22 protein-coding genes and 1 pseudogene are annotated in these 21,094 nt (G+C 67.5%); 14 read left to right on the forward strand and 9 right to left on the reverse strand.

Annotated features, from left to right (window positions below; genetic code table 11):
- Window positions 1-6: 6 nt before the first annotated feature.
- Complete coding sequence (locus MKCMC460_RS07925; protein WP_264892194.1) at window positions 7-504, reverse strand: Rv3235 family protein; 498 nt, start codon at window positions 502-504, stop codon at window positions 7-9.
- Between the two features lie 190 nt (window positions 505-694).
- On the opposite strand from MKCMC460_RS07925, the gene MKCMC460_RS07930 reads away from it, so the two are divergent.
- From MKCMC460_RS07930 to MKCMC460_RS07960, 7 genes are all read left to right on the forward strand, one after another.
- Window positions 695-2,104, forward strand: coding sequence for a wax ester/triacylglycerol synthase family O-acyltransferase (locus MKCMC460_RS07930; RefSeq protein WP_236983877.1), 1,410 nt, complete (start codon window positions 695-697; stop codon window positions 2,102-2,104).
- Between the two features lie 41 nt (window positions 2,105-2,145).
- Window positions 2,146-3,006 (forward strand): polyphosphate kinase 2, encoded by an 861-nt coding sequence (gene ppk2, locus MKCMC460_RS07935; RefSeq protein WP_236981403.1) that lies wholly within the window; start codon window positions 2,146-2,148, stop codon window positions 3,004-3,006.
- On the forward strand, window positions 3,003-3,503 hold the full coding sequence (locus MKCMC460_RS07940; protein ID WP_236981404.1) for a hypothetical protein: 501 nt from the start codon (window positions 3,003-3,005) through the stop codon (window positions 3,501-3,503). The genes ppk2 and MKCMC460_RS07940 overlap by 4 nt, the downstream gene beginning before the upstream one ends.
- 98 nt (window positions 3,504-3,601) lie before the next feature.
- Window positions 3,602-4,759, forward strand: coding sequence for a ferredoxin reductase (locus MKCMC460_RS07945; RefSeq protein WP_236981405.1), 1,158 nt, complete (start codon window positions 3,602-3,604; stop codon window positions 4,757-4,759).
- An 86-nt stretch (window positions 4,760-4,845) separates the two neighbouring features.
- Entirely contained in the window at window positions 4,846-6,126 is a 1,281-nt protein-coding gene (locus tag MKCMC460_RS07950; RefSeq protein WP_236981406.1) for a fatty acid desaturase, read from the forward strand.
- Between the two features lie 146 nt (window positions 6,127-6,272).
- Window positions 6,273-6,809: a hypothetical protein gene (locus tag MKCMC460_RS07955; RefSeq protein ID WP_236981407.1), complete on the forward strand. Its 537-nt coding sequence runs from the start codon at window positions 6,273-6,275 to the stop codon at window positions 6,807-6,809.
- A gap of 4 nt (window positions 6,810-6,813) precedes the next feature.
- Window positions 6,814-7,683 carry a 3-keto-5-aminohexanoate cleavage protein gene (locus MKCMC460_RS07960; protein ID WP_236981408.1) on the forward strand — a complete coding sequence of 290 codons (870 nt, stop codon included), beginning with the start codon at window positions 6,814-6,816 and terminating at the stop codon, window positions 7,681-7,683.
- Here the strand turns inward: MKCMC460_RS07960 and MKCMC460_RS07965 are convergent.
- Together MKCMC460_RS07965 and MKCMC460_RS07970 are read right to left on the reverse strand one after the other, a co-directional pair.
- Window positions 7,676-8,158 carry a DUF302 domain-containing protein gene (locus MKCMC460_RS07965; protein WP_236981409.1) on the reverse strand — a complete coding sequence of 161 codons (483 nt, stop codon included), beginning with the start codon at window positions 8,156-8,158 and terminating at the stop codon, window positions 7,676-7,678. The genes MKCMC460_RS07960 and MKCMC460_RS07965 overlap by 8 nt on opposite strands.
- Window positions 8,155-9,330 (reverse strand): thiolase family protein, encoded by a 1,176-nt coding sequence (locus MKCMC460_RS07970; protein ID WP_238305503.1) that lies wholly within the window; start codon window positions 9,328-9,330, stop codon window positions 8,155-8,157. Before MKCMC460_RS07970 ends, MKCMC460_RS07965 begins: the two co-directional genes overlap by 4 nt.
- 96 nt (window positions 9,331-9,426) lie before the next feature.
- Here MKCMC460_RS07970 and MKCMC460_RS07975 point away from each other — a divergent pair, with 96 nt between their 5' ends.
- Window positions 9,427-9,897, forward strand: a complete 471-nt coding sequence (locus MKCMC460_RS07975; RefSeq protein WP_236981410.1) for a helix-turn-helix domain-containing protein — start codon at window positions 9,427-9,429, stop codon at window positions 9,895-9,897.
- Between the two features lie 84 nt (window positions 9,898-9,981).
- Here MKCMC460_RS07975 and rsgA read toward each other — a convergent pair whose 3' ends face one another.
- Window positions 9,982-10,962, reverse strand: a complete 981-nt coding sequence (gene rsgA, locus MKCMC460_RS07980) for a ribosome small subunit-dependent GTPase A (RefSeq protein WP_236981411.1) — start codon at window positions 10,960-10,962, stop codon at window positions 9,982-9,984.
- The gene (aroA, locus tag MKCMC460_RS07985) at window positions 10,959-12,242 is read right to left on the reverse strand and encodes a 3-phosphoshikimate 1-carboxyvinyltransferase (RefSeq protein WP_236981412.1); all 1,284 of its coding nucleotides are present in this window, start codon (window positions 12,240-12,242) and stop codon (window positions 10,959-10,961) included. The genes rsgA and aroA overlap by 4 nt, the downstream gene beginning before the upstream one ends.
- Before the next feature lie 43 nt (window positions 12,243-12,285).
- Here aroA and MKCMC460_RS07990 point away from each other — a divergent pair, with 43 nt between their 5' ends.
- Window positions 12,286-13,041 (forward strand): SOS response-associated peptidase, encoded by a 756-nt coding sequence (locus tag MKCMC460_RS07990; protein WP_236981413.1) that lies wholly within the window; start codon window positions 12,286-12,288, stop codon window positions 13,039-13,041.
- Here the strand turns inward: MKCMC460_RS07990 and MKCMC460_RS07995 are convergent, their stop codons facing one another.
- Complete coding sequence (locus MKCMC460_RS07995; RefSeq protein WP_236981414.1) at window positions 13,042-13,665, reverse strand: TetR/AcrR family transcriptional regulator; 624 nt, start codon at window positions 13,663-13,665, stop codon at window positions 13,042-13,044.
- A complete protein-coding gene (locus tag MKCMC460_RS08000; RefSeq protein WP_236981415.1) occupies window positions 13,665-14,435 on the reverse strand; it encodes an SDR family NAD(P)-dependent oxidoreductase in 771 nt (256 codons plus the stop codon). The genes MKCMC460_RS07995 and MKCMC460_RS08000 overlap by 1 nt, the downstream gene beginning before the upstream one ends.
- Window positions 14,436-14,476: 41 nt before the next feature.
- On the opposite strand from MKCMC460_RS08000, the gene MKCMC460_RS08005 reads away from it, so the two are divergent.
- The 5 genes and pseudogenes from MKCMC460_RS08005 to MKCMC460_RS08025 all read left to right on the forward strand — a co-directional run bounded on the left by MKCMC460_RS08005 (window position 14,477) and on the right by MKCMC460_RS08025 (window position 19,128).
- Window positions 14,477-15,721, forward strand: coding sequence for an alkyl sulfatase dimerization domain-containing protein (locus MKCMC460_RS08005; protein WP_236981416.1), 1,245 nt, complete (start codon window positions 14,477-14,479; stop codon window positions 15,719-15,721).
- Window positions 15,718-16,465: pseudogene (locus MKCMC460_RS08010) on the forward strand (SDR family NAD(P)-dependent oxidoreductase). Before MKCMC460_RS08005 ends, MKCMC460_RS08010 begins: the two are co-directional and overlap by 4 nt.
- A gap of 3 nt (window positions 16,466-16,468) precedes the next feature.
- Window positions 16,469-17,653 carry a sulfotransferase gene (locus tag MKCMC460_RS08015; protein WP_236981417.1) on the forward strand — a complete coding sequence of 395 codons (1,185 nt, stop codon included), beginning with the start codon at window positions 16,469-16,471 and terminating at the stop codon, window positions 17,651-17,653.
- Window positions 17,650-18,111: a VOC family protein gene (locus MKCMC460_RS08020; protein WP_236981418.1), complete on the forward strand. Its 462-nt coding sequence runs from the start codon at window positions 17,650-17,652 to the stop codon at window positions 18,109-18,111. The genes MKCMC460_RS08015 and MKCMC460_RS08020 overlap by 4 nt, the downstream gene beginning before the upstream one ends.
- 9 nt (window positions 18,112-18,120) lie before the next feature.
- Entirely contained in the window at window positions 18,121-19,128 is a 1,008-nt protein-coding gene (locus tag MKCMC460_RS08025) for a zinc-binding dehydrogenase (RefSeq protein WP_236981419.1), read from the forward strand.
- Window positions 19,129-19,244: 116 nt separating this feature from the next.
- Here the strand turns inward: MKCMC460_RS08025 and MKCMC460_RS08030 are convergent, their stop codons facing one another.
- Both MKCMC460_RS08030 and MKCMC460_RS08035 read right to left on the reverse strand, forming a co-directional pair.
- Complete coding sequence (locus MKCMC460_RS08030; RefSeq protein WP_236981420.1) at window positions 19,245-20,093, reverse strand: NAD(P)-dependent oxidoreductase; 849 nt, start codon at window positions 20,091-20,093, stop codon at window positions 19,245-19,247.
- A 9-nt stretch (window positions 20,094-20,102) separates the two neighbouring features.
- Window positions 20,103-20,975 (reverse strand): DNA-3-methyladenine glycosylase, encoded by an 873-nt coding sequence (locus tag MKCMC460_RS08035; protein WP_236981421.1) that lies wholly within the window; start codon window positions 20,973-20,975, stop codon window positions 20,103-20,105.
- Window positions 20,976-21,094 lie beyond the last annotated feature (119 nt).

Raw genomic sequence — 21,094 nt, forward strand, 5'->3', positions numbered from 1 at the left:
TGCACATCAGCCGATGTGCAGGGCGACCAGCAGCCATTGGCCGGGCAACCGTTGCGCCCGGGCGGCGATCGCATGGATCCGGTCACCGCGGCTGTAGGTGCCGAACACCTCGGCGGCGCTATGCCCGGCGCCGTCGGCGGGCTGCAGTCGCATTCTGCGCAGCACCGCGGCTCCCGGCTGGTCGGCCAGCTTCCGGCTCACCGCGAGCACGGAGTCCACCAGTTCCGGGGCCAGCACCGAACGCAGTTGTATGGCCGGGCGCCGGCGGTCGATGACTTCCAGGACGCGGCGCAGCGCTGCGTCGGCGAACACGGCCGCCTCCCGCATCTGCGGGGACAGTGGTGCCGCGGCCTGCGCCGCGCCGCCCAGCGCCGGTGTGTGCGGCAGCGACGGCCGCGGCGGCACCTGCGGGGCCACCCGGCACCGCGGCGGGTTGCCGGTTGGCGGTTCGTAATCGATCACCGGCGTGACGGCGAAGGTGGGCACGGGCTCTCTCCGGTTCATGAACGGCGATAACGGGCAGCCTGCGCAAGAGTGACAGACAATGGTTGCTCCGCGGTATTCAGCTCGGACGCCATCCACAGCCACTGCCATGCGCACCCGAACCGTCGGTGCGCCCCGGCTGCGGTTACCGTGGGCGGCAGCCGGAGCCCCGACGAAAGAGGACAGACTTGACACCAAGGACTTGCCCGCAATGGTGACCCGGTTGTCCCCTGCGGACGCGTCCTTTTTTCGGCTGGAGAACACCGCCACCCCGATGTATGTCGGGTCGCTGGCGATCCTGCGTAAGCCGCGATCCGGGCTGAGCTACGAGACGCTGCTGGCCACCGTCGAGAAGCGGTTGCCGCAGATACCGCGCTACCGGCAGAAGGTGCGCGAGGTCAACTTCGGGGTCGCCCGGCCGGTCTGGCTCGACGACAGCGATTTCGACATCACCTATCACGTCCGGCGGTCGGCGCTGCCGTCGCCGGGCAGCGACGAGCAACTGCATGAGCTGATCGCCCGGCTGGCCGCCCGGCCGCTGGACAAGTCGCGGCCGCTGTGGGAGATGTATCTGGTCGAGGGCTTGGCGAAGAACCGCATCGCCCTCTACACCAAGTCGCACCAGGCGTTGATCAACGGCATGAGCGCGCTGGAGATCAACCACGTGATCGCCGACCGGACGCGCCGCCCGCCGCCGCTGCCCGAGGACATCTGGGTTCCCGAGCGCGATCCCGGCAGCACCCGGCTGGTGCTGGGCGCTCTCGGCGACTGGATCGTGGGTCCGGGGGCGCAGCTGCAGGCCGTCGGGTCCGCGGTCGCCGGGATGTTGACCAGCTCGACGCAGATCGTCGAGGCGGGCCGCCGGTTTTTCGACGTGGCGCGCACGGTGGCACGCGGTACGGCCCCCAGCAGCCCGCTCAACGCGACGGTGTCGCGCAACAGAAGGTTCACGGTCGCCCGCGGTGCGCTTGACGACTACCGGGCGGTGCGGGCGCGGTACGACTGCGACATCAACGACGTGGTGCTGGCGGTGGTGACCGGCGCGCTGAGCAACTGGCTGATGTCTCGCGGCGAAGCCGTCTCGTCGACGGCGACGGTGCGCGCGATGGCCCCGCTGTCGGTCTACTCCGACGACCAGCTCGACCCGTCCGGCCCGGGCCAGGCGATGAGCGAGGTGACCCCGTTCCTGGTGGATCTGCCGGTGGGGGAGCGCAACGCGGTGGTCCGGCTGTCCCAGATCGCCCACGCCACGGAGTCGAACCCCTCGGCATCCAGCCTGGTGGACGCTAGGACCATCGTCACGCTGTCCGGGTTCGCGCCACCGACGTTGCACGCGATGGGAATAAGGGTGGCGACCACCTTCCCGGCGCGGTTGTTCAACCTGCTGATCACCAACGCCCCCGGGGCGCAGTCACAGATGTACGTCGCCGGCACCAAACTGTTGGAGACCTACGCGGTTCCGCCGTTGCTGCACAACCAGGCGCTGGCGATCAGCGTCACGTCCTACAACGGGGTGCTGTATTTCGGCATCAACGCCGACCGCGACGCAATGAGTGACGTGGACGTGTTGCCCGGTTTGCTGCAGCAGTCGCTGGAGGAGTTACTGGAAGCTTCGCGCTAGTTCGGTGTCAAATGGGCTGCCTAGGGCTAGCATCCGTTGATGTGAGCAACCCGAACAACGACGGTGCGTCGACGAAACCCAAGAAGAAGAAGTCCTCAGCCGGGGTGCGCAAGCTTCCCGTCGACGTCTATGAAGCCGAATTGTTCAGGCTGCAAACGGAATTCGTCAAGCTGCAGGAGTGGGTCCGGCATACCGGCGCGCGCCTGGTGATCATCTTCGAGGGCCGCGACGCCGCCGGCAAGGGTGGTGCGATCAAGCGGATCACCGAATACCTCAGCCCACGCATCGCCCACGTCGCCGCGCTGCCCGTGCCCACCGACCGCGAACGCGGGCAGTGGTACTACCAGCGTTACATCGCCAACCTGCCCACCAAGGGCGAGATCGTGCTGTTCGACCGGTCCTGGTACAACCGCGCCGGCATCGAAAAGGTGATGGGATTCTGCACGCCGCACGAGCACGCGCTGTTCCTGCGGCAGACCCCCATTTTCGAGCAGATGCTGATCGACGACGGGATCCTGCTGCGTAAATACTGGTTCTCCGTTTCCGACGCGGAGCAGCTGCGCCGGTTCAAGGCTCGGCTCAATGATCCTGTGCGGCAATGGAAATTGAGCCCGATGGATCTGGAGTCGGTGTACCGCTGGGAAGATTATTCGCGCGCCAAGGACGAGATGATGGTGCACACCGACACTCCGGTGAGCCCCTGGTACGTCGTGGAGTCCGATGTCAAGAAGAACGCACGGTTGAACATGATGGCGCACCTGCTGTCGACCGTCGACTACACCGAGGTCGAGATTCCGAAGGTCAAGTTGCCCGACCGCCCGGTGGTGACGGGCAACTACCAGCGGCCGTCGCGGGTGCTGCAGAAGTATGTTCCCGATCATGTCGCCACCCTGACGACATGACCCAGATCTACATCCCGGCGACCCTGGCCATGCTGCAGCAGCTCGTCGCCGACGGCTCGCTGCGCCCGGTCAATGGCACCGCGTTCGCGGTCACCCCGACCTTGCGCGAGTCTTACGCCGAGGGCGACGACGACGAACTGGCCGAGGTCGCGCTGCGCGAGGCCGCGCTGGCGTCGCTGCGCCTGCTGGCGGACGACTCGGCCGGTGGGCTGCCGCCGCGCCGCGCGGTGCTGGCGGCCGAGGTCGACGAACTGACCTACCGTCCCGATCTCGACGACGCGGTTGTCCGGATCGCCGGTCCGGTCGCCCTGGACCAGGTGATCGCGGCCTATGTGGACAATTCGGTGGCGGAGCCGGCGGTGCTGGCGGCGATCGAGGCCATCGACGCGGCCGATCTGGGCGACGAGGACGCCGAGCTGATCGTCGGGGACGCCCAGGATCACGATCTCGCCTGGTACGCCAGCCAGGAGCTGCCGTTTCTGCTCGAGCTGCTCTGAATTCCGCTTATTTACGGAATTGGCCGACTGGCTACGCCACCGTAGGTTACGGTACCGTAGGTTGGTCGGCAGCCGAAGGGCCGAGGGCAGGAGTTTCCGTGAGCAAGAAGCACGTGGCGCTCAAAGCCAGGGTGGTCGAGACCCAGCGTCCGAGCGTCGTGGGAGCCGACAAGCACCCCGGGTGGCACGCACTGCGGACCATCGCCGCGCGGATCACCACGCCGCTGTTGCCCGACGACTATCTGCGCCTGGCCAACCCGTTGTGGTCGGCGCGGGAGTTGCGGGGACGCATCGTGGAGGTCCGCCGGGAGACCGAAGACTCCGCGACCCTGGTGATCAAGCCGGGCTGGGGCTTCAGTTTCGACTATCAACCGGGGCAGTACGTCGGGATCGGGGTGCTGGTCGACGGCAGGTGGCGCTGGCGGTCGTACTCGCTGACATCGAGCCCGTCCGGACGCCGGGCCGCAAGGGCCGGTTCGGCTCGCACCATCACCATCACCGTCAAGGCGATGCCGGAGGGGTTTCTGTCCACACACCTGGTGGCCGGGGTGGAACCGGGCACCATCGTGCGACTGGCCGCGCCGCAGGGCAATTTCGTGCTGCCGGACCCGGCGCCGCCGGCCATCCTGTTCCTGACCGCGGGGTCGGGGATCACACCGGTGATGTCGATGTTGCGAACGTTGGCCCGCCGCAACCAGATTGGCGACATCACGCATGTGCATTCGGCGCCCACCGAGTCCGATGTGCTGTTCGGTGCCGAACTGGCAGAACTGGCCGAACGCCATCCCGGCTACCGGTTGTCGGTGCGGCAGACCCGCACCCAGGGCCGGCTCGATCTGGCCCGGCTGGACCAGGAGGTGCCGGATTGGCGCTCGCGCCAGACCTGGGCGTGCGGACCGGAGGGCATGCTGACCGCGGCCGAGAAGATGTGGGCGGCGGCGGGGATCGGCGAGCGGCTGCATCTGGAGCGGTTCGCGGTCGCCAAGGCCGCGCCGGCGGGGTCCGGCGGGACGGTGACCTTCGCCCGCAGTGGCAGGAGTGTGGCCGCCGACGCCGCCACCTCGGTGCTGGATGCCGGAGAGCAGGTGGGCGTGCAGATGCCCTTCGGCTGTCGAATGGGTATATGTCAGTCATGCGTGGTCGAACTGGTCGAGGGCCATGTCCGCGACCTGCGGACCGGTCATGAGCACGATCCAGGGTCCCGGGTGCAGACCTGCATCTCGGCGGCATCTGGTGATTGTGTGATCGACATCTAGAGTTACCGACAGGTAACCTACGGAATCGTAGCTTTCGCTAGCGTAGGTCTGGGTAAGCTGCGGGACGAGACGACAGGGAGGAAGACGTGGCGATCACCGACGTCGACGTATTCGCGCACCTGACGGATGCCGACATCGACAGCCTGGCGTTCGAATTGGACGCGATCCGCCGGGACATCGAAGACTCACGGGGCGAACGCGACGCCCGCTACATCCACCGAACCATCGCCGCTCAGCGCGCACTCGAACTGGCCGGCCGGGTCACGCTGGCGGCCAGTTCACGGCGTTCGGCTTGGTGGGCGGGCACCGTAACGCTCGGCGTGGCCAAGATCATCGAGAACATGGAGATCGGCCACAACGTCATGCACGGCCAGTGGGACTGGATGAACGATCCCGAGATTCACTCCTCGACGTGGGAGTGGGACATGAGCGGGTCGTCCAAGCACTGGCGCTACACGCACAACTTCGTGCACCACAAGTACACCAACATCCTGGGCATCGACGACGACGTGGGCTACGGCCTGTTGCGCGTCACCCGGGACCAGCGCTGGAAGCGCTTCAACATCTTCAACCTGGTGTGGAACACCCTGCTCGCCCTGCTCTTCGAATGGGGTGTCGGGATGCAGCACGTGGAGATCGGCAAGATCGTCAAGAAGCGGATGGACCATGCCGAGGCCCGCGAGCGCATCGACGAGTTCCTGGGCAAGGCCGGCCGCCAGGTGGTCAAGGACTACGTCGCGTTCCCGGCGCTCACCTCGTTGTCGCCCGGCGCCACCTACAAGTCGACGCTGAAGGCCAACGCGACGGCCAACGTGATCCGCAACGTCTGGGCCAACGCCGTGATCTTCTGCGGCCACTTTCCCGACGGCGCCGAGAAATTCACCAAGACGGACATGATCGGCGAGACCAAGGGACAGTGGTACCTGCGGCAAATGCTGGGCAGCGCCAACTTCGAGGGCGGTTGGCTGTTGCGGTTCATGAGCGGCAACCTGTGCCACCAGATCGAGCACCATCTGTATCCGGATCTGCCGAGCAATCGGTTGCACGAGATCTCGGTGCGGGTGCGCCAGATCTGCGACAAGTACGACTTGCCTTACACCACAGGGCCTTTCCTGGTGCAGTACGGCAAGACGTGGCGAACGCTGGCCAAGTTGTCGTTGCCCGACAAGTACTTACGCGACAACGCCGACGATGCGCCGGAGACGCGCAGCGAACGGATGTTCGTCGATCTCGAGCCAGGTTTCGCGGGTCCCGATCCCACGACGGGCCGCCGTCGCGGGCTGAAGACGGCGATCGCTACGGTGCGCGGCTGGCGGCGTAACAAGAAGGCCCGTGCCGCCGCCGCTTCCGACGACCTGGCGGCCTGACTCTCGCTGGGGCGGCCCCATTCGTGAATCCTGGGCGAATTCCGGGTCGGTTTTTCGCCCTGATTTCACGTCAGGCGGCGTCCCGGCGGGGCAGACGCTCTGCCGACTGGGGCTACCCTCGACAAGGTAGTGAGGGAAGGGGCGCCATGCTCGCAGCGTTCGGATTCGAAAATCTCGGTGTGGTGGTCGGGGACATGTTCTTCGTCGACCCGAACCCCAACGCCGGTCAGGAAACCCCGGAAAGGGGAGTCCGGCTGGAACTTCGCATGGTCGACCGGGACGAACCCCAGGGATCGATCTATGCGGGCGTTCCGATCACGTTCACCCGCCCGGTGTGGCGGGTGGACCTGTTCGGCTCCACCGAGAGCCCACCCGGGACGCTGGACCGGGCGCATCACCACCCCCGGTTCAACGGCTGGGAGCCCGGACGGCGCCACTTCGTCCCCGAACTGTCCGCTGACCCCGTCGGTTGGCTGACCGGGCAACTGGCCGACCCGCCGGCCGTGCTGGACCGGGCCGGCGTCGACCCCGGCGAATACACCCAAGCCGACGTCGCGGGGCTTTCCGCGGCGGCCCCGGAAATCGTCGCCGCGGTACGGCGGATGCTCGACGGCGTGCGCGACGGGGATCTGGCTCCGTCACCCCCAGAGCCGGTTGCCGCGGCCCGCACCGGCTGGCTCTGAGTACGTGGGTCCCGTCATCGTCGAGTGCGCCGTCAACGGCGTCACGTCGAAGGCAACCAATCCCCATGTGCCGGTGACACCTTCGGAGATCACCGCGGACGCCCTGGCCTGCCTTCAGGCGGGTGCGGCGATCATCCACAACCACATCGACCTGCACGGTGTCAGCGTCGAGCAGGCCGCGCAGCGATACCTCGAGGCGTGGCGGCCCGTCCTCGCCGCTCGACCGGACGCGTTGCTCTATCCGACGGTTCACTTCGGCGAGGGTTTCTCGATCTCGTACGAACACCTGCTCCCGCTCGCCGCAGCCGGATTGCGGGTCGGGCTCACCGACCCCGGGTCGGTTAATCTCGGCGGCACCGATGCCGACGGTATCCCGGCGGGAGATTTGGTCTACACCAACTCATTTCACACCATCAGCCGGGCATTCGAGATCTGCCGCGAAGCCGAACTGGGTCCTAGCCTGGCCATCTACGAACCCGGCTTCCTGCGGGCCACGCTCGCGTGGTGGCGAGCGGGCCGGTTGCCCCAAGGGGCGATGGTCAAGCTCTACTTCTCCACCGAACACGGCTATCTGGGAGCGCCGTTCGGGCTGCCACCCACGGAACGCGCCCTGGAGGCCTATCTGGAACTGCTCGACGGATGCGAGCTACCGTGGGCCGTTTCTGTGGTCGGCGGTGACCTGTGCGCCGACCCCATCGCCAGGCTGGCGTTGGAGCGCGGCGGACATCTGCACCTGGGACTCGAGTTCTATCGCGGCGATCGCACCCCGACCAATGTCGAGTTGGTGACAGCGGCGGTTCGGCTGTGCAACGAGCTCGGCCGCGATGTTGCAACGCCCGACCAGGCCGCCGAGATTCTCCGACTCCCTAGGTGACCTTGGCGGCCAGTGCCGCCAGCTTGGCATCGAGTTGGCCGGCGGCGCTGAGCAATTCGGGGTTTGGCTCAATCACCATCAGCGACGACGGCTGGACGTAGGTCAAGGTACTGCCGCTTCCGTCGTCGGTGATCAGCACCTCGACCGGGGCGAATAACCCGGCCGTCACATCGTGACGCAGCATCGTGACGGCGATCAGCGGGTTGCCCAGGATGACGCGCAACGCCCTGCGTCCGATGCCGGCGTTCGGCAGCCAGGTGCCATGGTCGATCAGCGCGAACAACATGAATCCGCTTGGGCCGACGTACGGTTCGACGGTGGCACGGTAAGCGTCCCAGTCGTCGCACGGTTGGGTGACGTCCGTGATCGGCACCGGTTGCCGACCGATGTCGGCCAGCAGCGCGGCCACCAACTCGTCGTAGCTCTTGGTGCTGTCGTAACGCACCCGCACGCCCTGGAACGGCGTCTGCGTCACGAGAGTCGCTCGATGATCGTGGCGTTGGCCATCCCGCCCCCTTCGCACATCGTCTGCAGGCCGTACCGGCCGCCGCGCTGCTGCAGGGCGTTGACCATCGTGGTCATGAGGCGCGCCCCGCTGGCCCCCAGGGGGTGGCCGATCGCGATGGCCCCGCCGTTGACGTTGGTCTTGCGCAGATCCGCTCCGGTGTCGTGTGCCCATGCCAGCACGACCGGCGCGAAGGCTTCGTTGACTTCGAACAGGTCGATGTCGGCCAGCGTCAATCCGGCGCGCTGCAAGACCTTTTCGGTCGCAGGGATGACTCCGGTCAGCATGTAGAGCGGATCGGAGCCCACCACCGTCGCGGTGTGGATCCGGGCCAGCGGCGTGAGGCCGAGGCGGCGGGCGACCTCGCTGCTGGTGATCATCACCGCCGCGCTGCCGTCGGACAGCGGTGAGGAGTTGCCCGGGGTGATCTGCCAGCTGATCTGCGGGAAACGCGCCGCGGTCGCCTCGCTGTAGAACGCGGGCTTGAGGCCGGCCAGCGTGTCGACCGTGGTGCCGGGACGGACGATCTCGTCGGTCGACAGTCCGGCGATCGGGATCAGCTCGTTGTCGAAGCGTCCGTCTTTGGTTGCGGTGGCTGCCTTTTCGTGACTTGCTGCGGAGAACTCGTCGAGCTGCGCGCGGGAGAAGCCCCACTTGGCGGTGATCAGCTCGGCGCTGATGCCCTGCGGCACCAGGCCGTCCGGGTAGCGGCCCGTCATGTCCGCGCCGAACGGGTTGCTGCCCGGCAGCACCGAACTGCCCATCGGCACCCGGCTCATCGATTCCACGCCTGCGGCGATCACGATGTCGTAGGCGCCCGCGACGACGCCCTGGGCGGCGAAGCTGATGCTCTGCTGGCTGCTGCCGCACTGCCGGTCGACCGTGGTGCCCGGCACCGACTCGGGAAAACCGGCTCCCAGCAGGGCATTACGGGCTATATTGACGGCCTGGTCGCCGACCTGGGTGACGGCGCCGGCGATGACGTCGTCGACCTGTGCCGGGTCGACACCGGTGCGGGCCACCAGTTCCCGCAGGCTGTGTGCGAGCAGGTCGGCCGGCAGGACCCCGTGCAGCGCACCGTTGGGCTTGCCTTTGCCGACTGGCGTGCGGACAGCTGCCACGATGACGGCGTCTGGGGACATGGCTCCTCCTTGAGTCGTTGAGCTGAGTTTTGTTCTCTATACTCAGCTATAACACCTGGATATACTAAACGCAACCTAGGTTGGGAGGTGATGTGCGTGACAATGCTGCAGGGCAGGCTCGCCGATCGCGACGCGTGGTCGGCCGTCGGGGAGTGCGCGATCGAGAAGACGATGGCCGTGGTCGGCACCAAGTCGGCCATGCTGATCATGCGTGAGGCCTACTACGGCACTACTCGATTCGACGACTTCGCCCGACGGGTGGGCATCACCAAGGCGGCGACGGCGGCGCGGCTGGCCGAACTGGTCGAACTGGGACTGCTGACCCGACGGCCCTACCGGGTGCCCGGGCAGCGCAGCCGCGACGAATACGTGCTGACCGAGGCCGGCGTCGAGTTCATGCCGGTGGTGTGGTCGCTGTTTCAGTGGGGGCAACGCCATCTGCCCGGCAAGCACCGGCAACTGCGGCTCACCCACTTGGGCTGCGGGGCGGATGCTCAAGTCGAAATGCGTTGCACCGAAGGTCATTTGGTTCCGCCGGACGAACTCGGAATGCAGCTGGCCCGCTGAACCCCTTGCTGTGCGCCACAGTCCCCATATGTACGGGTTTCCAGGCCGTTCACCGTACATTTGGGGCCGCTCGTCGCGGCGGCCTCAGTCCTCCCGCAGGGTGCCCAGCAATCGGCGGGCCGCGGCCACACGGTGCGCCGCCGGCCCCGACAGCGAGTCCAGCGCGCACTCGGGATCGGCGGGCGGGCCCATGTGCCCGCAGCCGCGCGGGCAGTTCTCGATCGCCTCGGCCAAGTCGGAGAAGGCCATCAGCACGTCGTCGGGCGAGATATGCGCCAGCCCGAACGAGCGGATGCCCGGCGTATCGACCACCCAGCCGCCGTTCGCCAGTGGTAACGCGACCGACTGGGTCGACGTGTGCCGTCCGCGGCCGATGTCGGTCACCTCGCCGACCGCCCGATCCGCCTCGGGCACAAGCCGGTTGACCAACGTCGACTTGCCCACCCCGGAGTGCCCGAGCAGCACGGTGATCTGGTCGTGCAGTAGGTCGGCCACCGCGAGCAGTGGGTCGTCGACTCCTGCTTCGACCACCGTCAGGTCCAGGTCCACGAAGTGCGCGGCGAACGGTTCCGGCGGCGCCAGGTCGGTCTTGGTCAGGCACAGGATCGGCGTCAGTCCCCCGGCGTAGGCCGCGATCAGTGCACGGTCGACCAGCCCGGTCCGGGGCGGGGGATCGGCCAGCGCGACCACGATCAACAGTTGATCGGCGTTGGCGACCACCACCCGTTCGGTGGGATCGTCGTCATCGGCGGTGCGCCGCAACACCGTTCGGCGCGGGCCGCGCCGAACGATGCGGGCCAGGGTGTCGGTGCGCCCGGAGAGGTCGCCAACGATGTCGACGTCATCGCCGACCACGATCGGGGTGCGGCCGAGCTCACGTGCCCGCATCGCCGTGACCCGGCGCTCCGGGCGGCCACCCAGCACGCATCCCCAGCGGCCACGATCGACGCTGACCACCATGGCCGCCTCGGCGTCGGCGTGCTGGGGACGAGTCTTGGTGCGGGGCCGCGATCCTTTGCCGGAGCGGACCTTGACGTCGGACTCGTCGTAGTCGCCAGGTCTCAAGTGCGCGATACCATTTCGGCCCAGAGTTGCGGAAATTCGGGCAGTGTCTTGGTGGTGGCGGCGATGTCGCCGACCTCGACGCCGGACACTCGCAGCCCCACTATCGCGCCCGCCATCGCCATCCGGTGATCGGCGTAGGCCCGCCACAGACCGCCGTGCAGCGGGGTGGCGGTGATCACCAGGCCGTCGTCGATCTCCCGGCAGTCGCCGCCGAGTCGGTTGATCTCGGTGCTCAGCGCGGCCAGGCGGTCGGTCTCGTGACCGCGCAGGTGGGCGATGCCGGTCAGCCGGGACACCGATCCGGGCCGGGCCAGGGCGGCCAGGGCCGCGACCGTCGGGGTGAGTTCGCCGACCGCACTCAGGTCGACCTCGAAACCCCGGTACCCACCCGCGGGTCCCTGCACCTGCAGTGTCGAATCATCTTGAGTGACAACGGCATTGAGTTTTTGCAACACGTCGATGAGGTGCCCGGCGGGTTGCACGCTGTGGGTCGGCCAGCCGGTGATGCGCACGGTGCCGCCGGTGACCACCGCGCCGGCCAGGAACGCCACCGCATTGGTGAGATCGGGCTCGACCTCCCAGCGCCGCGCATGAACGGCGCCGGGATGCACGTGCCACCGGTTGGGCACGGTGTCATCGACGTCGACGCCGGCCTGGCGCAGCATCTCGACCGTCATCGCGATGTGCGGCGCCGACGGCAGTGACGCGCCGGTGTGCTGCACGGTCAGGCCCTGGGTGAACGAGGCGCCGCACAGCAATAGTCCCGACACGAACTGCGACGACGACGACGCGTCGATGCTCACCGTGCCGCCGGCCACCGTGCCGCGGCCGTGTACCTGGAAGGGCAGGCCGGTGCCGTCGACGGGGACACCGAGGCCGCGTAGCGCGTCGAGCAGCGGGGCGATGGGCCGGGCGCGGGCCTGCTCGTCGCCGTCGAAGGTGACCGGGACGGCGCTGAGGGCGGCCAGCGGTGGGACGAAGCGCAGCACCGTGCCGGCCAGGCCGCAGTCGACGCGGGCGTCGGGGCCGGGCTGGATGCGGCCGCTGACGGTCAATTCGGTGCCGGGGCCTGAGATGGTGAGGCCGAGCGACTGCAGCGCTCCGATCATCAGGTCGGTGTCGCGGCTACGCAGCGCCCCGGTGATCGTCGAGGTGCCCTGGCCTTGTGCGGCCGCCAGCGCCGCGAGTATCAGCGCGCGGTTGGTCTGGGACTTCGAGCCCGGGACGGTCACGGTCGCGTGCACCGGTGCCGCTGCCGACGGGGCCTGCCATGCGTTCACTGGTCCATCATTGCTTGTCGGGTGGCTCTGCGAACATGGAGCTATGTGTGGACGTTTCGCGGTCACCACCGATCCGGCGCTGCTGGCCGAGAAGATCAAGGCAATAGACGAGGCCACCGGTGCTTCCGAGCGGGCCTCCGAGCCCAACTACAACGTGGCTCCCACCACCCCGATCGCGACCGTGGTGACCCGGCACACCGAACCCGACGACGAGGCTACCCGCCGGATACGCCTGATGCGGTGGGGCCTGCTGCCGCCCTGGGTCAAGGCGGGCCCGGACGGCGCGCCGGACACCAAGGGGCCGCTGCTGATCAACGCGCGCGCCGACAAGGTCGCCACGTCCCCGGCGTTTCGGGGTTCAGCCAAGAGCAAGCGCTGTCTGGTGCCGATGGACGGCTGGTATGAGTGGCGGCCGAACCCGGAGACGGGCAAATCCCCGAAGACACCGTTCTTCATGCACCGCGGCGACGGCGAGCCGTTGTTCATGGCCGGGTTGTGGTCGGTTTGGAAGTCGGCCAAAGAGGCCGATCCTCTGTTGAGTTGCACGATCATCACCACCGACGCGGTGGGGGAGTTGGCGCAGATCCACGACCGGATGCCGCTGGTCCTGCCCGAGGATGAGTGGGATGCCTGGCTCAACCCGGACGCGCCGCTGGATCCTGAGTTGCTGGCCCGCCCGCCCGACGTGCGTGGCATCGAGATTCGTCAGGTGTCGACGCTGGTCAACAACATCCGCAACAACGGGCCCGAGCTGCTGGAACCAGCCGAGCCCGAACCGGGCCAGATGACGCTGCTGTAGCTAAGGCAGGGGTCGGCTAGCCTGCGACACCGCGGTGGCGACGGCCTCGAGGAGCCGGCTCAGCTGCTCGGCGTCATAGATCGAGCGATCGCCGCCGGCCAGGCGGGTGAACACCCCGGCGATGAAAGTGGTGACCGCCGCGGTCTGCGCGGCCAGCAGCTCGGGGTCGTCGGTGCCCGGTTGCAGGTGCGCGATGGCCTGCTGAGTCATGGCGTTCATGCGGGCCACGAACTCTCCCGACGTCGCCGCGAGATCGGGGTCACGTGCGGCGGCCAGCAGTAGCTCGTGGCGTGCCCGATTGAGCATCAGCCCCCGCCCGTCGGCCTGCAGCAAGGTCAGCGACGCCAGGTGTGCGAACGGAGACTCCGGGTCCAGCGGTTCGTCGATCACCGATCGCAGGTTGGCGACGTCGATCTCGGCGACCCGCTTGCCCACCCCGCGCAGCAGTGCCTCGCGGGTCCGGTAGTAGTACGACGTGGTGCCGTCGGGCACGCCGGCGCACCGATCGACCTGACCATGGGTGAGTCCGCGCGATCCCTGCTCGGCGAGCACTTGGATTGCGGCATCACATAATTCGCGCCGACGTTCGTCGCCGTCGCGTTTGCGTGGGCTTCTGGTGGTCATCAGCGCAGCACGGTTCCGCCGTCGATATTGATCACCTGGCCGTTGATCCACTCGCCTTCCTGGGACAGCAGGAAGGCGACGAGGGACGCGATGTCGTCGGGGTCGCCAACCCGGTTGCCGCGGATGCGTTTGAGCGCGCCGGCTTCCAGCTGCGGCCATTGCGGGACCGACCGGATGGCGTCGGTCGCGGTGAACCCCGGTGCGACGGCGTTGCACCGGATGCCGTCCTTGCCCCACCTGGCCGCGACGTGTCGGGTCAGCGCGCCGATCCCCGCCTTGGCGGTGGCGTAGGCCGGCCGCGCCGGCTCGCCCTGGAACGCCGCCGCAGACGACATGTTGACGATCGCCCCGCCGCCGCGGTCCAGCAGCTGCGGAATGGCGCACTTCATGGCGGCCACATATCCACGCAGGTTCACCGCCATCACCCGGTCCCAGACGTCGAACCCGATGTCCACGACGTCGGTGTCGTAGCGCAGCGCGCCCATGTCCGCCCCGACATTGAACAGCAGGTCGATACCACCGAAAGTGGTTGTGGCGGTGTCCATCAGGGTGGCAACCGAGTTCGTATCCGCCAGGTCGAACCCGGCATGCGTCGCGGTGCCGCCGACCGTCACGATGCGATGGGCCGTGTGTTCTGCGGCTTCGGCGGCGATGTCGCCCACCACCACCCGGCAGCCTTCGTCACCCAGTCGGAGGGCGGTCGCCGCGCCGATGCCGGTGGCACCGCCGACTACGACCGCAACCTTTCCGGTCAGGCCGCGAAGTCCCATGCCCTTGACTTTACCTCTAGAACTGTAGAGGATCGCAACCCATGGCTGGGATTCATCGCGAGCGTCCCGGTGCCGGCGACCTGGCAGCGGCCACCGGCGCTCCGGCGGTGTCGTTGGGCGACGGCATCTGGATGTCGCCCGGTGTCTCGAATTCCTACGCGGTCGCCACCGACGACGGGCGAGTGATCGTCAACACCGGGTTGGTGTTCGAAGGACCGTTGCACCGCAAGGCCTTTCACGATGTTCCCGGTCCGACCCGCGCCGTCGTCGTGACCCAGGGGCACGCCGACCACTGGGGCGGGGTGAACTCGCTGCGCGACGACGGCACCGAACTGATCATGCACCGCAACTACCGGTACTGGCGTGACGACAACCAGCGGCTGATGGGCTACCGGGTGCCCAAGACGTCGTTCGCCTTCCGGAAATTCTCCGACGCGATGCTGGAGCACTTCAAGACCATCGATCCCGCCACCGTCGACTTCTCGTTTCCTGAGCCCACCACCACATTCGATCGGCACCACGAGCTGACGGTCGGCGGTCGGGTCTTCGAACTGAGCTGGACACCGGGTGGGGAGACCACCGACGCGCTGGTGGTATGGCTGCCGCAAGATCGAATCCTGTTCACCGGCAATCTGTTCGGCCCGCTGTTCGGTCATGTGCCGAACCTGATGACGATCCGCGGCGACCGCTACCGCGACCCGATCCTCTACATCGAAGCGTTGAACCGCGTGCTCGAGTATCGCCCGGCAACACTGATCACCGGCCACTTCGGGCCCATCGAGGGCGCCGCGCGCATCGCCGAAGAGGTCACCGCGATGCGCGATGGGATGCAAGCCGTGCACGACCGCACCATCGAGCTGATGAACTCCGGCGCCGACCTGTATACCGCGATGCGCGAAGTGCGGATTCCCGAGCACCTCGACATCGGCGAGGGTTACGGAAAGACGTCGAGGAACGTGCGCGCCATCTGGGAGATGTACACCGGATGGTTCCGGCACCGATCCACCACCGAGCTCTACGGAGTGGCCCCGGATTCCATTGCCGCTGAGGTGGTTAGCGCGGCCGGGGCGGACACGCTCGTCGCAGCGGCCCGCAACCAGGTATCCGCGGGCCGTCCGGTGCAGGCGTTGCAGCTCACCGACCTGGTGCTGGCTGCCGAGCCCAGCCATCCGGAAGCACGTGCGGTGGCCGTCGACGCGCACCAAGCGCTGCTGGCCGGCACCGAGAACTTCTGGGAAAGGGCTTGGCTGACCAAGAACATCGACGAATTGAGGGCCACCGAATGAACTCCGTCAGCTTCGACTTCACCGGCGCCCAGGTGCTGGTCACCGGCGGCACCAGCGGCATCGGTAACGGCATCGCCGCCGCCTTCGCCGACGCCGGCGCGACGGTGACCATCACCGGAACGCGCTCCACTGCAGCAGATTACGACGACGACCTGACTGCTTTCAGTTACCGGCAGTGCCGGATCCAGGAGCCCGACTCCGTCGACGGGCTGGTCGACTCGCTCGGTGAACTGGACATCCTGGTCAACAACGCCGGCGGACCCTTACCCGGCGGGCGACGAATACGACCCCGACGGTTACATCGCCTCGGTCGCCCAGAACATGTTCGGGCCGATGCGACTGACCATGCGCTGCTACGAAAAGTTGAAGTCCAGCAAGGCATCCGGCGGCGCCAGCGTGGTCAACATCGTGTCGATGTCGGCGTTTCGCTCCGCGGTCTTCGTGCCCGGCTACGCCTCCTCGAAGATGGGCCTGGTCGCACTGACGATGAACCTCTCCCGCCGCTGGGCCCACGACGGCATCCGGGTCAACGCCGTCGCACCCGGCCTCATCGACACCCGCATGACGCATCCCGCGATGAGCATCCCGCAGGTCATGGACGTCGAGATCGGTTTCCACACCCCGCTGGGCCGGCCCGGGACACCCCAGGACTGCGCGGGTGCGGCGCTGTTCCTGTGTACCGACGCCGCCGCGTACATCACCGGGTCGACGATCGCCGTCGACGGCGGATACCTGACGGTCTGAACCATGGGCGACTACGACAACGTCACCACCCCCGACGACGTCCTCAAGCTGGCCTCGGAGCGCACCGGCCTGTCCGACACCGAATCCGATTCCTGGCGTGCCGGATTGGCGGTCATGCTGGACGACCTCAACACCTCGACGGCGTTCACGCCATTCGGCCGCGACCGCATCATCAACGACGCCATCGGCGCGCTGGGCCGTCGGCTGCAGATACACGACTACATCCAAGCCCACCCCGAGATCCTCGACGCGCCCATCGAGCGGCCACTGATCGTGCTCGGCATGCCCCGCACCGGCACCACCGTCATCAGTTACCTGCTCGACCAGGACCCGGCGCGCCGCTCGCTGCTGCACTGGCAGTGCGTACACCCGATCCCGCCGGCCGACACCCACACCCTGCGCACCGACCCGCGCTGCCTGGCGCTGCTGGACGAGCAGGCCAAAACGCTGGAGTTGGTCAAGACGGCGAAAATCCCGCTACCGCACTGGGAAGACGCCGACGGTCCCACCGAGGACATGTTCATCCACAACCAGGACTTCAAGGGCCTGTCCTGGGACTCGTTCCTGTCGACGCGGCGCTACGCCGAGTGGCTGTTCGACGAAGCCGACATGAGCACCACCTACGAGTACCAGAAGCGTTACTTGCAGGTGCTGCAGTCCACCGCGCCGGGCACCTGGAGCCTCAAGATGCCGTCGCATTCGGTGCACATCGACGCGCTGCTCAAGGTCTTCCCCGACGCGCGGCTGGTGTGGGCGCACCGCGACCCGTACCAGGCCACTGGGTCGCTGGCCAATCTGTGGAAGCTGCCGAAAGGCATGACGCACCGGCCGGAGGCCGTCGACCTACCAGCGATGGGACGAGATGCCTTGTGGCAGATGCGCTATCACGTCGAGCGTCCGCTGCGGGCCCGCGACCGCATCGTCGACGACCGCTTCTTCCATATGTACTACCACGAGATGATGCGCGACCCGATGGACGTGATGCGCCGCCTCTACGACTGGGCGGGCGATCCGCTCACCACGGAAACCGAAGAGCGCATGCGCAATTGGCTCGCCGCACACCCCCAGGACCATTACGGCGTCAACAGTTACAGCCTGGACCAGTACGACCTCACCGTCGAACAACTCAAGCCGGTGTTCGCCGAGTACCTCGACACCTTCGCCATCGAACTGGAGAGCACAACGTGACCGCACTTTCCCCCGCGGACTGCTATCACACCGGTCTGGTGGTGCCCGATCTGCAGGCCGCGATCGAAAGTGCCACCGCCGCAGCGGGTTACACGTGGACCAAACCCGTCGAGGCCACCCTGGCCGTCGCGGCCGTGGACATCGAGTACGAGGTGCCGTTCAAGTTCGTCTACTCCATCGAGGCCCCGCATCTGGAGCTGATCCAGGCGGTGCCCGACACCATCTGGGCGGCGCAACCCGGCGGTGCCGCCCACCACCTCGGCTACTGGGCCGACGACCTGCCGGGTGTCGCGGACAAGCTGAGCGCGGCCGGCTACCGCCTCGAGGCCCGGCCCGCCGGCGACCAGCTGTCGATGTTCGCCTATTTCATCGCGCCGTCCGGTGTGCGCATCGAAATCGTGGACCGCGCACTATTTCCCGACTTTCCGGGCTTCCTCGAATCGATGAAGGCCGGTTAGGGGCGCGTGATGAAAGCCGCCATGGTGACCGGGCCGGGGCAGACCGAAGTCGTCGACACCGATCGGCCGCAGGCCGGCCCCGATGATGTGCTGCTCAGGATGCGCGCCTGTGGCATCTGCGGATCGGATGCGTTCTACATCACCATCGGGGGCGTTCCGCCGCGCCAGGGCTGCATGCCGCTGGGCCACGAACCGGCGGGCGAGGTAGTCGAGGTCGGCTCGGCGGTGTCCGGCATCGCCGTGGGCGATCATGTCGTCGTCAACCCGATGGCCGCCCCCGGCGGCATCATCGGCAACGGCGGCCCTGCCGGTGCCCTCTCGGACTACCTCGTGATCGAAAACGCAGTCCGTGGAACCAGTTTGGAGGTGATCCCGAAACACATCCCGTGGCAGGTCGCCGCGCTCAACGAGCCGATGGCCGTCGCGCGGCACGGCGTCAACCAATGCCGGCCCAAACCGACGGACAAGGTGGTGGTGTTCGGCGCCGGACCGGTGGGGCTGGGAGCGACGCTGGCGTTCAAATCCGTTGGCGTGCAACACATCGTGGTTGTCGACCTGGTTCCCGGGCGGCTGGACAAGGCGTTGCGGATCGGCGCCGATGCCGTAGTCAACTCCGCCGAGCAGGACGTCGTGCAACGCCTCGTCGAACTGCACGGCCCCGGCGAGTCGATGTTCCCCGGCAAATCCGGCACGAATATCTACCTCGACTGCGCCGGTGCGGCCGCCGTCGTCAACACCGCCTTGGCGGCGGCCCAGAAGGGGGCCACGCTGGGCATCGTCGGCGTGCACAAAGAGGCGGTGCCGGTCGAGTTCGTCAACGTGATGAGCAACGAAATCACCATCGTCGGCAGCATGGGGTATCCGACCGAGATCTTCGAGGTGACAAAGGATCTCGTCGCAAACTGGGAGAAGTACGCGCTGATCGTCAGCCACACCGTCCCGTTCGCGAACCTCGGCGAGGCGCTGGATTTGGCCAGTACGCCCGGCGCCGCCGACAAGGTCGTCGTCACCTTCTGAGGTCGGTCCCCGGAGCGGTGGTTCGGGAGTCGGCCGAGGCCCCTGGCGTTACCGGCGTTGACCAATGCCGCCATGCCCGGCGTGGCCGCACCGGCCATGTCAGCCGCTAGCGGAGTTCACGGACCGGTGTATCCGGGCGGGTTGACCCCGTCGACCCAGAAGTCGACGCCGAGTTGCGATCCGGGCACGCAGTCGTAGACCGAAAGGTCCTTGACCCCGGAGTCCACCAGCACGTCTTCGCACAGCAGCATGTTGCCGGTGTACTCCCGCGACGGCTTGTTCAGGATGACGTAGGCCGCGTCCGAGTAGACCTCCGGCTTGCGCGACCGCGCCATCGCCTCGTCGCCGCCGAGCAGGTTCTGCACCGCGGCGGTGGCCACCATGGTGCGCGGCCACAGGGTGTTGGAGGCAATGCCCTCGGCGCGCATCTCCTCGGCAATCCCCAACGCGCACAACGTCATACCGAACTTCGCCATCATGTACGCGGTCGGCTTGAGCCACTGTTTGCCCAGCAGCACCGGCGGCGAGAGCGTCAGCACGTGCGGGTTCTCGCGACCCTTCATGTGGGCAAGACACGCCCGCGACACCGCGTAGGTGCCGCGCACCTGGATGCCGTTCATCAGGTCGAACCGCTTCATCGGCACCTCGGTGATGGAGCCCAGGTTGATCGCCGACGCATTGTTGACGCAGATGTCGATGCCGCCGAACTGCTCGACCGCTTTGGCCACCGCGGCTTCGACCGAATCCGGGTCACGCACATCGCCGACGATCGGCAGGGCTTTCCCGCCTGCTTCCTCGAGTTCCTTGGCGGCGGTGTACACGGTGCCCGGCAACTTCGGGTGCGGCTCAGCGGTCTTGGCGATCAGCGCGATGTTGGCGCCGTCCTGCGCGGCGCGCTTGGCGATCGCCAAGCCGATGCCGCGGCTGGCACCGGAAATGAACATGGTCTTATCTTTGAGCGACATGGCGTCACCCTAACTCCCGGTCCGAGCTGCGATTTCGTGGGTGCGCCGTTCCCGTAACGCGCGCAGGTATACGGCGGCCCAGGTGCGAAAAGGGCGCCAGGCCTCCGACACCTCGGCCAGGGTGCGCCCGGGCCCGTACTTCGCGATGATCTCGGCGTCCAGGCGGCGCTCGTGCCTCGGCAGCCCGTCCGGCACATTGGCGCCCCGCAGCACCACGAGTTCGGCAGCGAACGGCCCAAGTCCTTTGATCTGCTGCACGGCCGCTATCGCCGCGTCGGGATCCACCGACCGCAGCGCCGCGCAATCCAGCTGCCCGTCGAGGGCGGCCTCGGCGACCGCGCGCAGGTACTCGCCCTTGCGGCCGGGCAGGGCGAGGTCCAGCGCCACCAGCCGTCCGGGACTCGGAAACGCGCCGCGGTCGCCGTGGCGCGCCACGATGTCGGCGCGCAGCCGGGCCGCCTGCACGATCCGCAGCCGCTGGGACAGCACCGCCCAGGCGGCCGCCTCGTACGGCGAGTGAAACCCGCACGGACGTAAGCCGGGAAGTTCGTGCTGCGCCGCGGCGATCACCGCATCGCGCCTGGCCACGTCGACCCAACCGCGGGCGTCGACGTCCAGCGCCAAAAACCGCGCGGTCTGTTCGGCCGCCGCTGCCAGATCACCGTCGCCGGCCACCGCGATCGACGCGGACGACCCGCGCTGGGAGACGGTGACCTCGGCGCGCGACCAGTCGGCTTCCACCAGGAACGTCGTGGACAAATCGGCGGACTTGGGTTGCTCGGCCAGGGCGGCCGGCGTGAAGCCTTCCCAGAATTCGCGACTGATGGCCAGTGACCACGGACCGCGTATCTGCCGGGTGACGGTGTGGGTTCGCGTCGGCACGTGACAAGTGTTCCAGGGGGCACCGACACAGCGCGGAAATAGCTGGCCGACAAATCCCGTTGATCGGGTGGTCGAGCCGACCGGGCGGGCAGCTGTCGGTCGCGGCCTTTAGATTGGGA

The organism is Mycobacterium sp. 20KCMC460 (genome assembly GCF_022179425.1).
In the GTDB taxonomy this organism is placed as follows: Bacteria; Actinomycetota; Actinomycetes; order Mycobacteriales; family Mycobacteriaceae; genus Mycobacterium; species Mycobacterium kiyosense.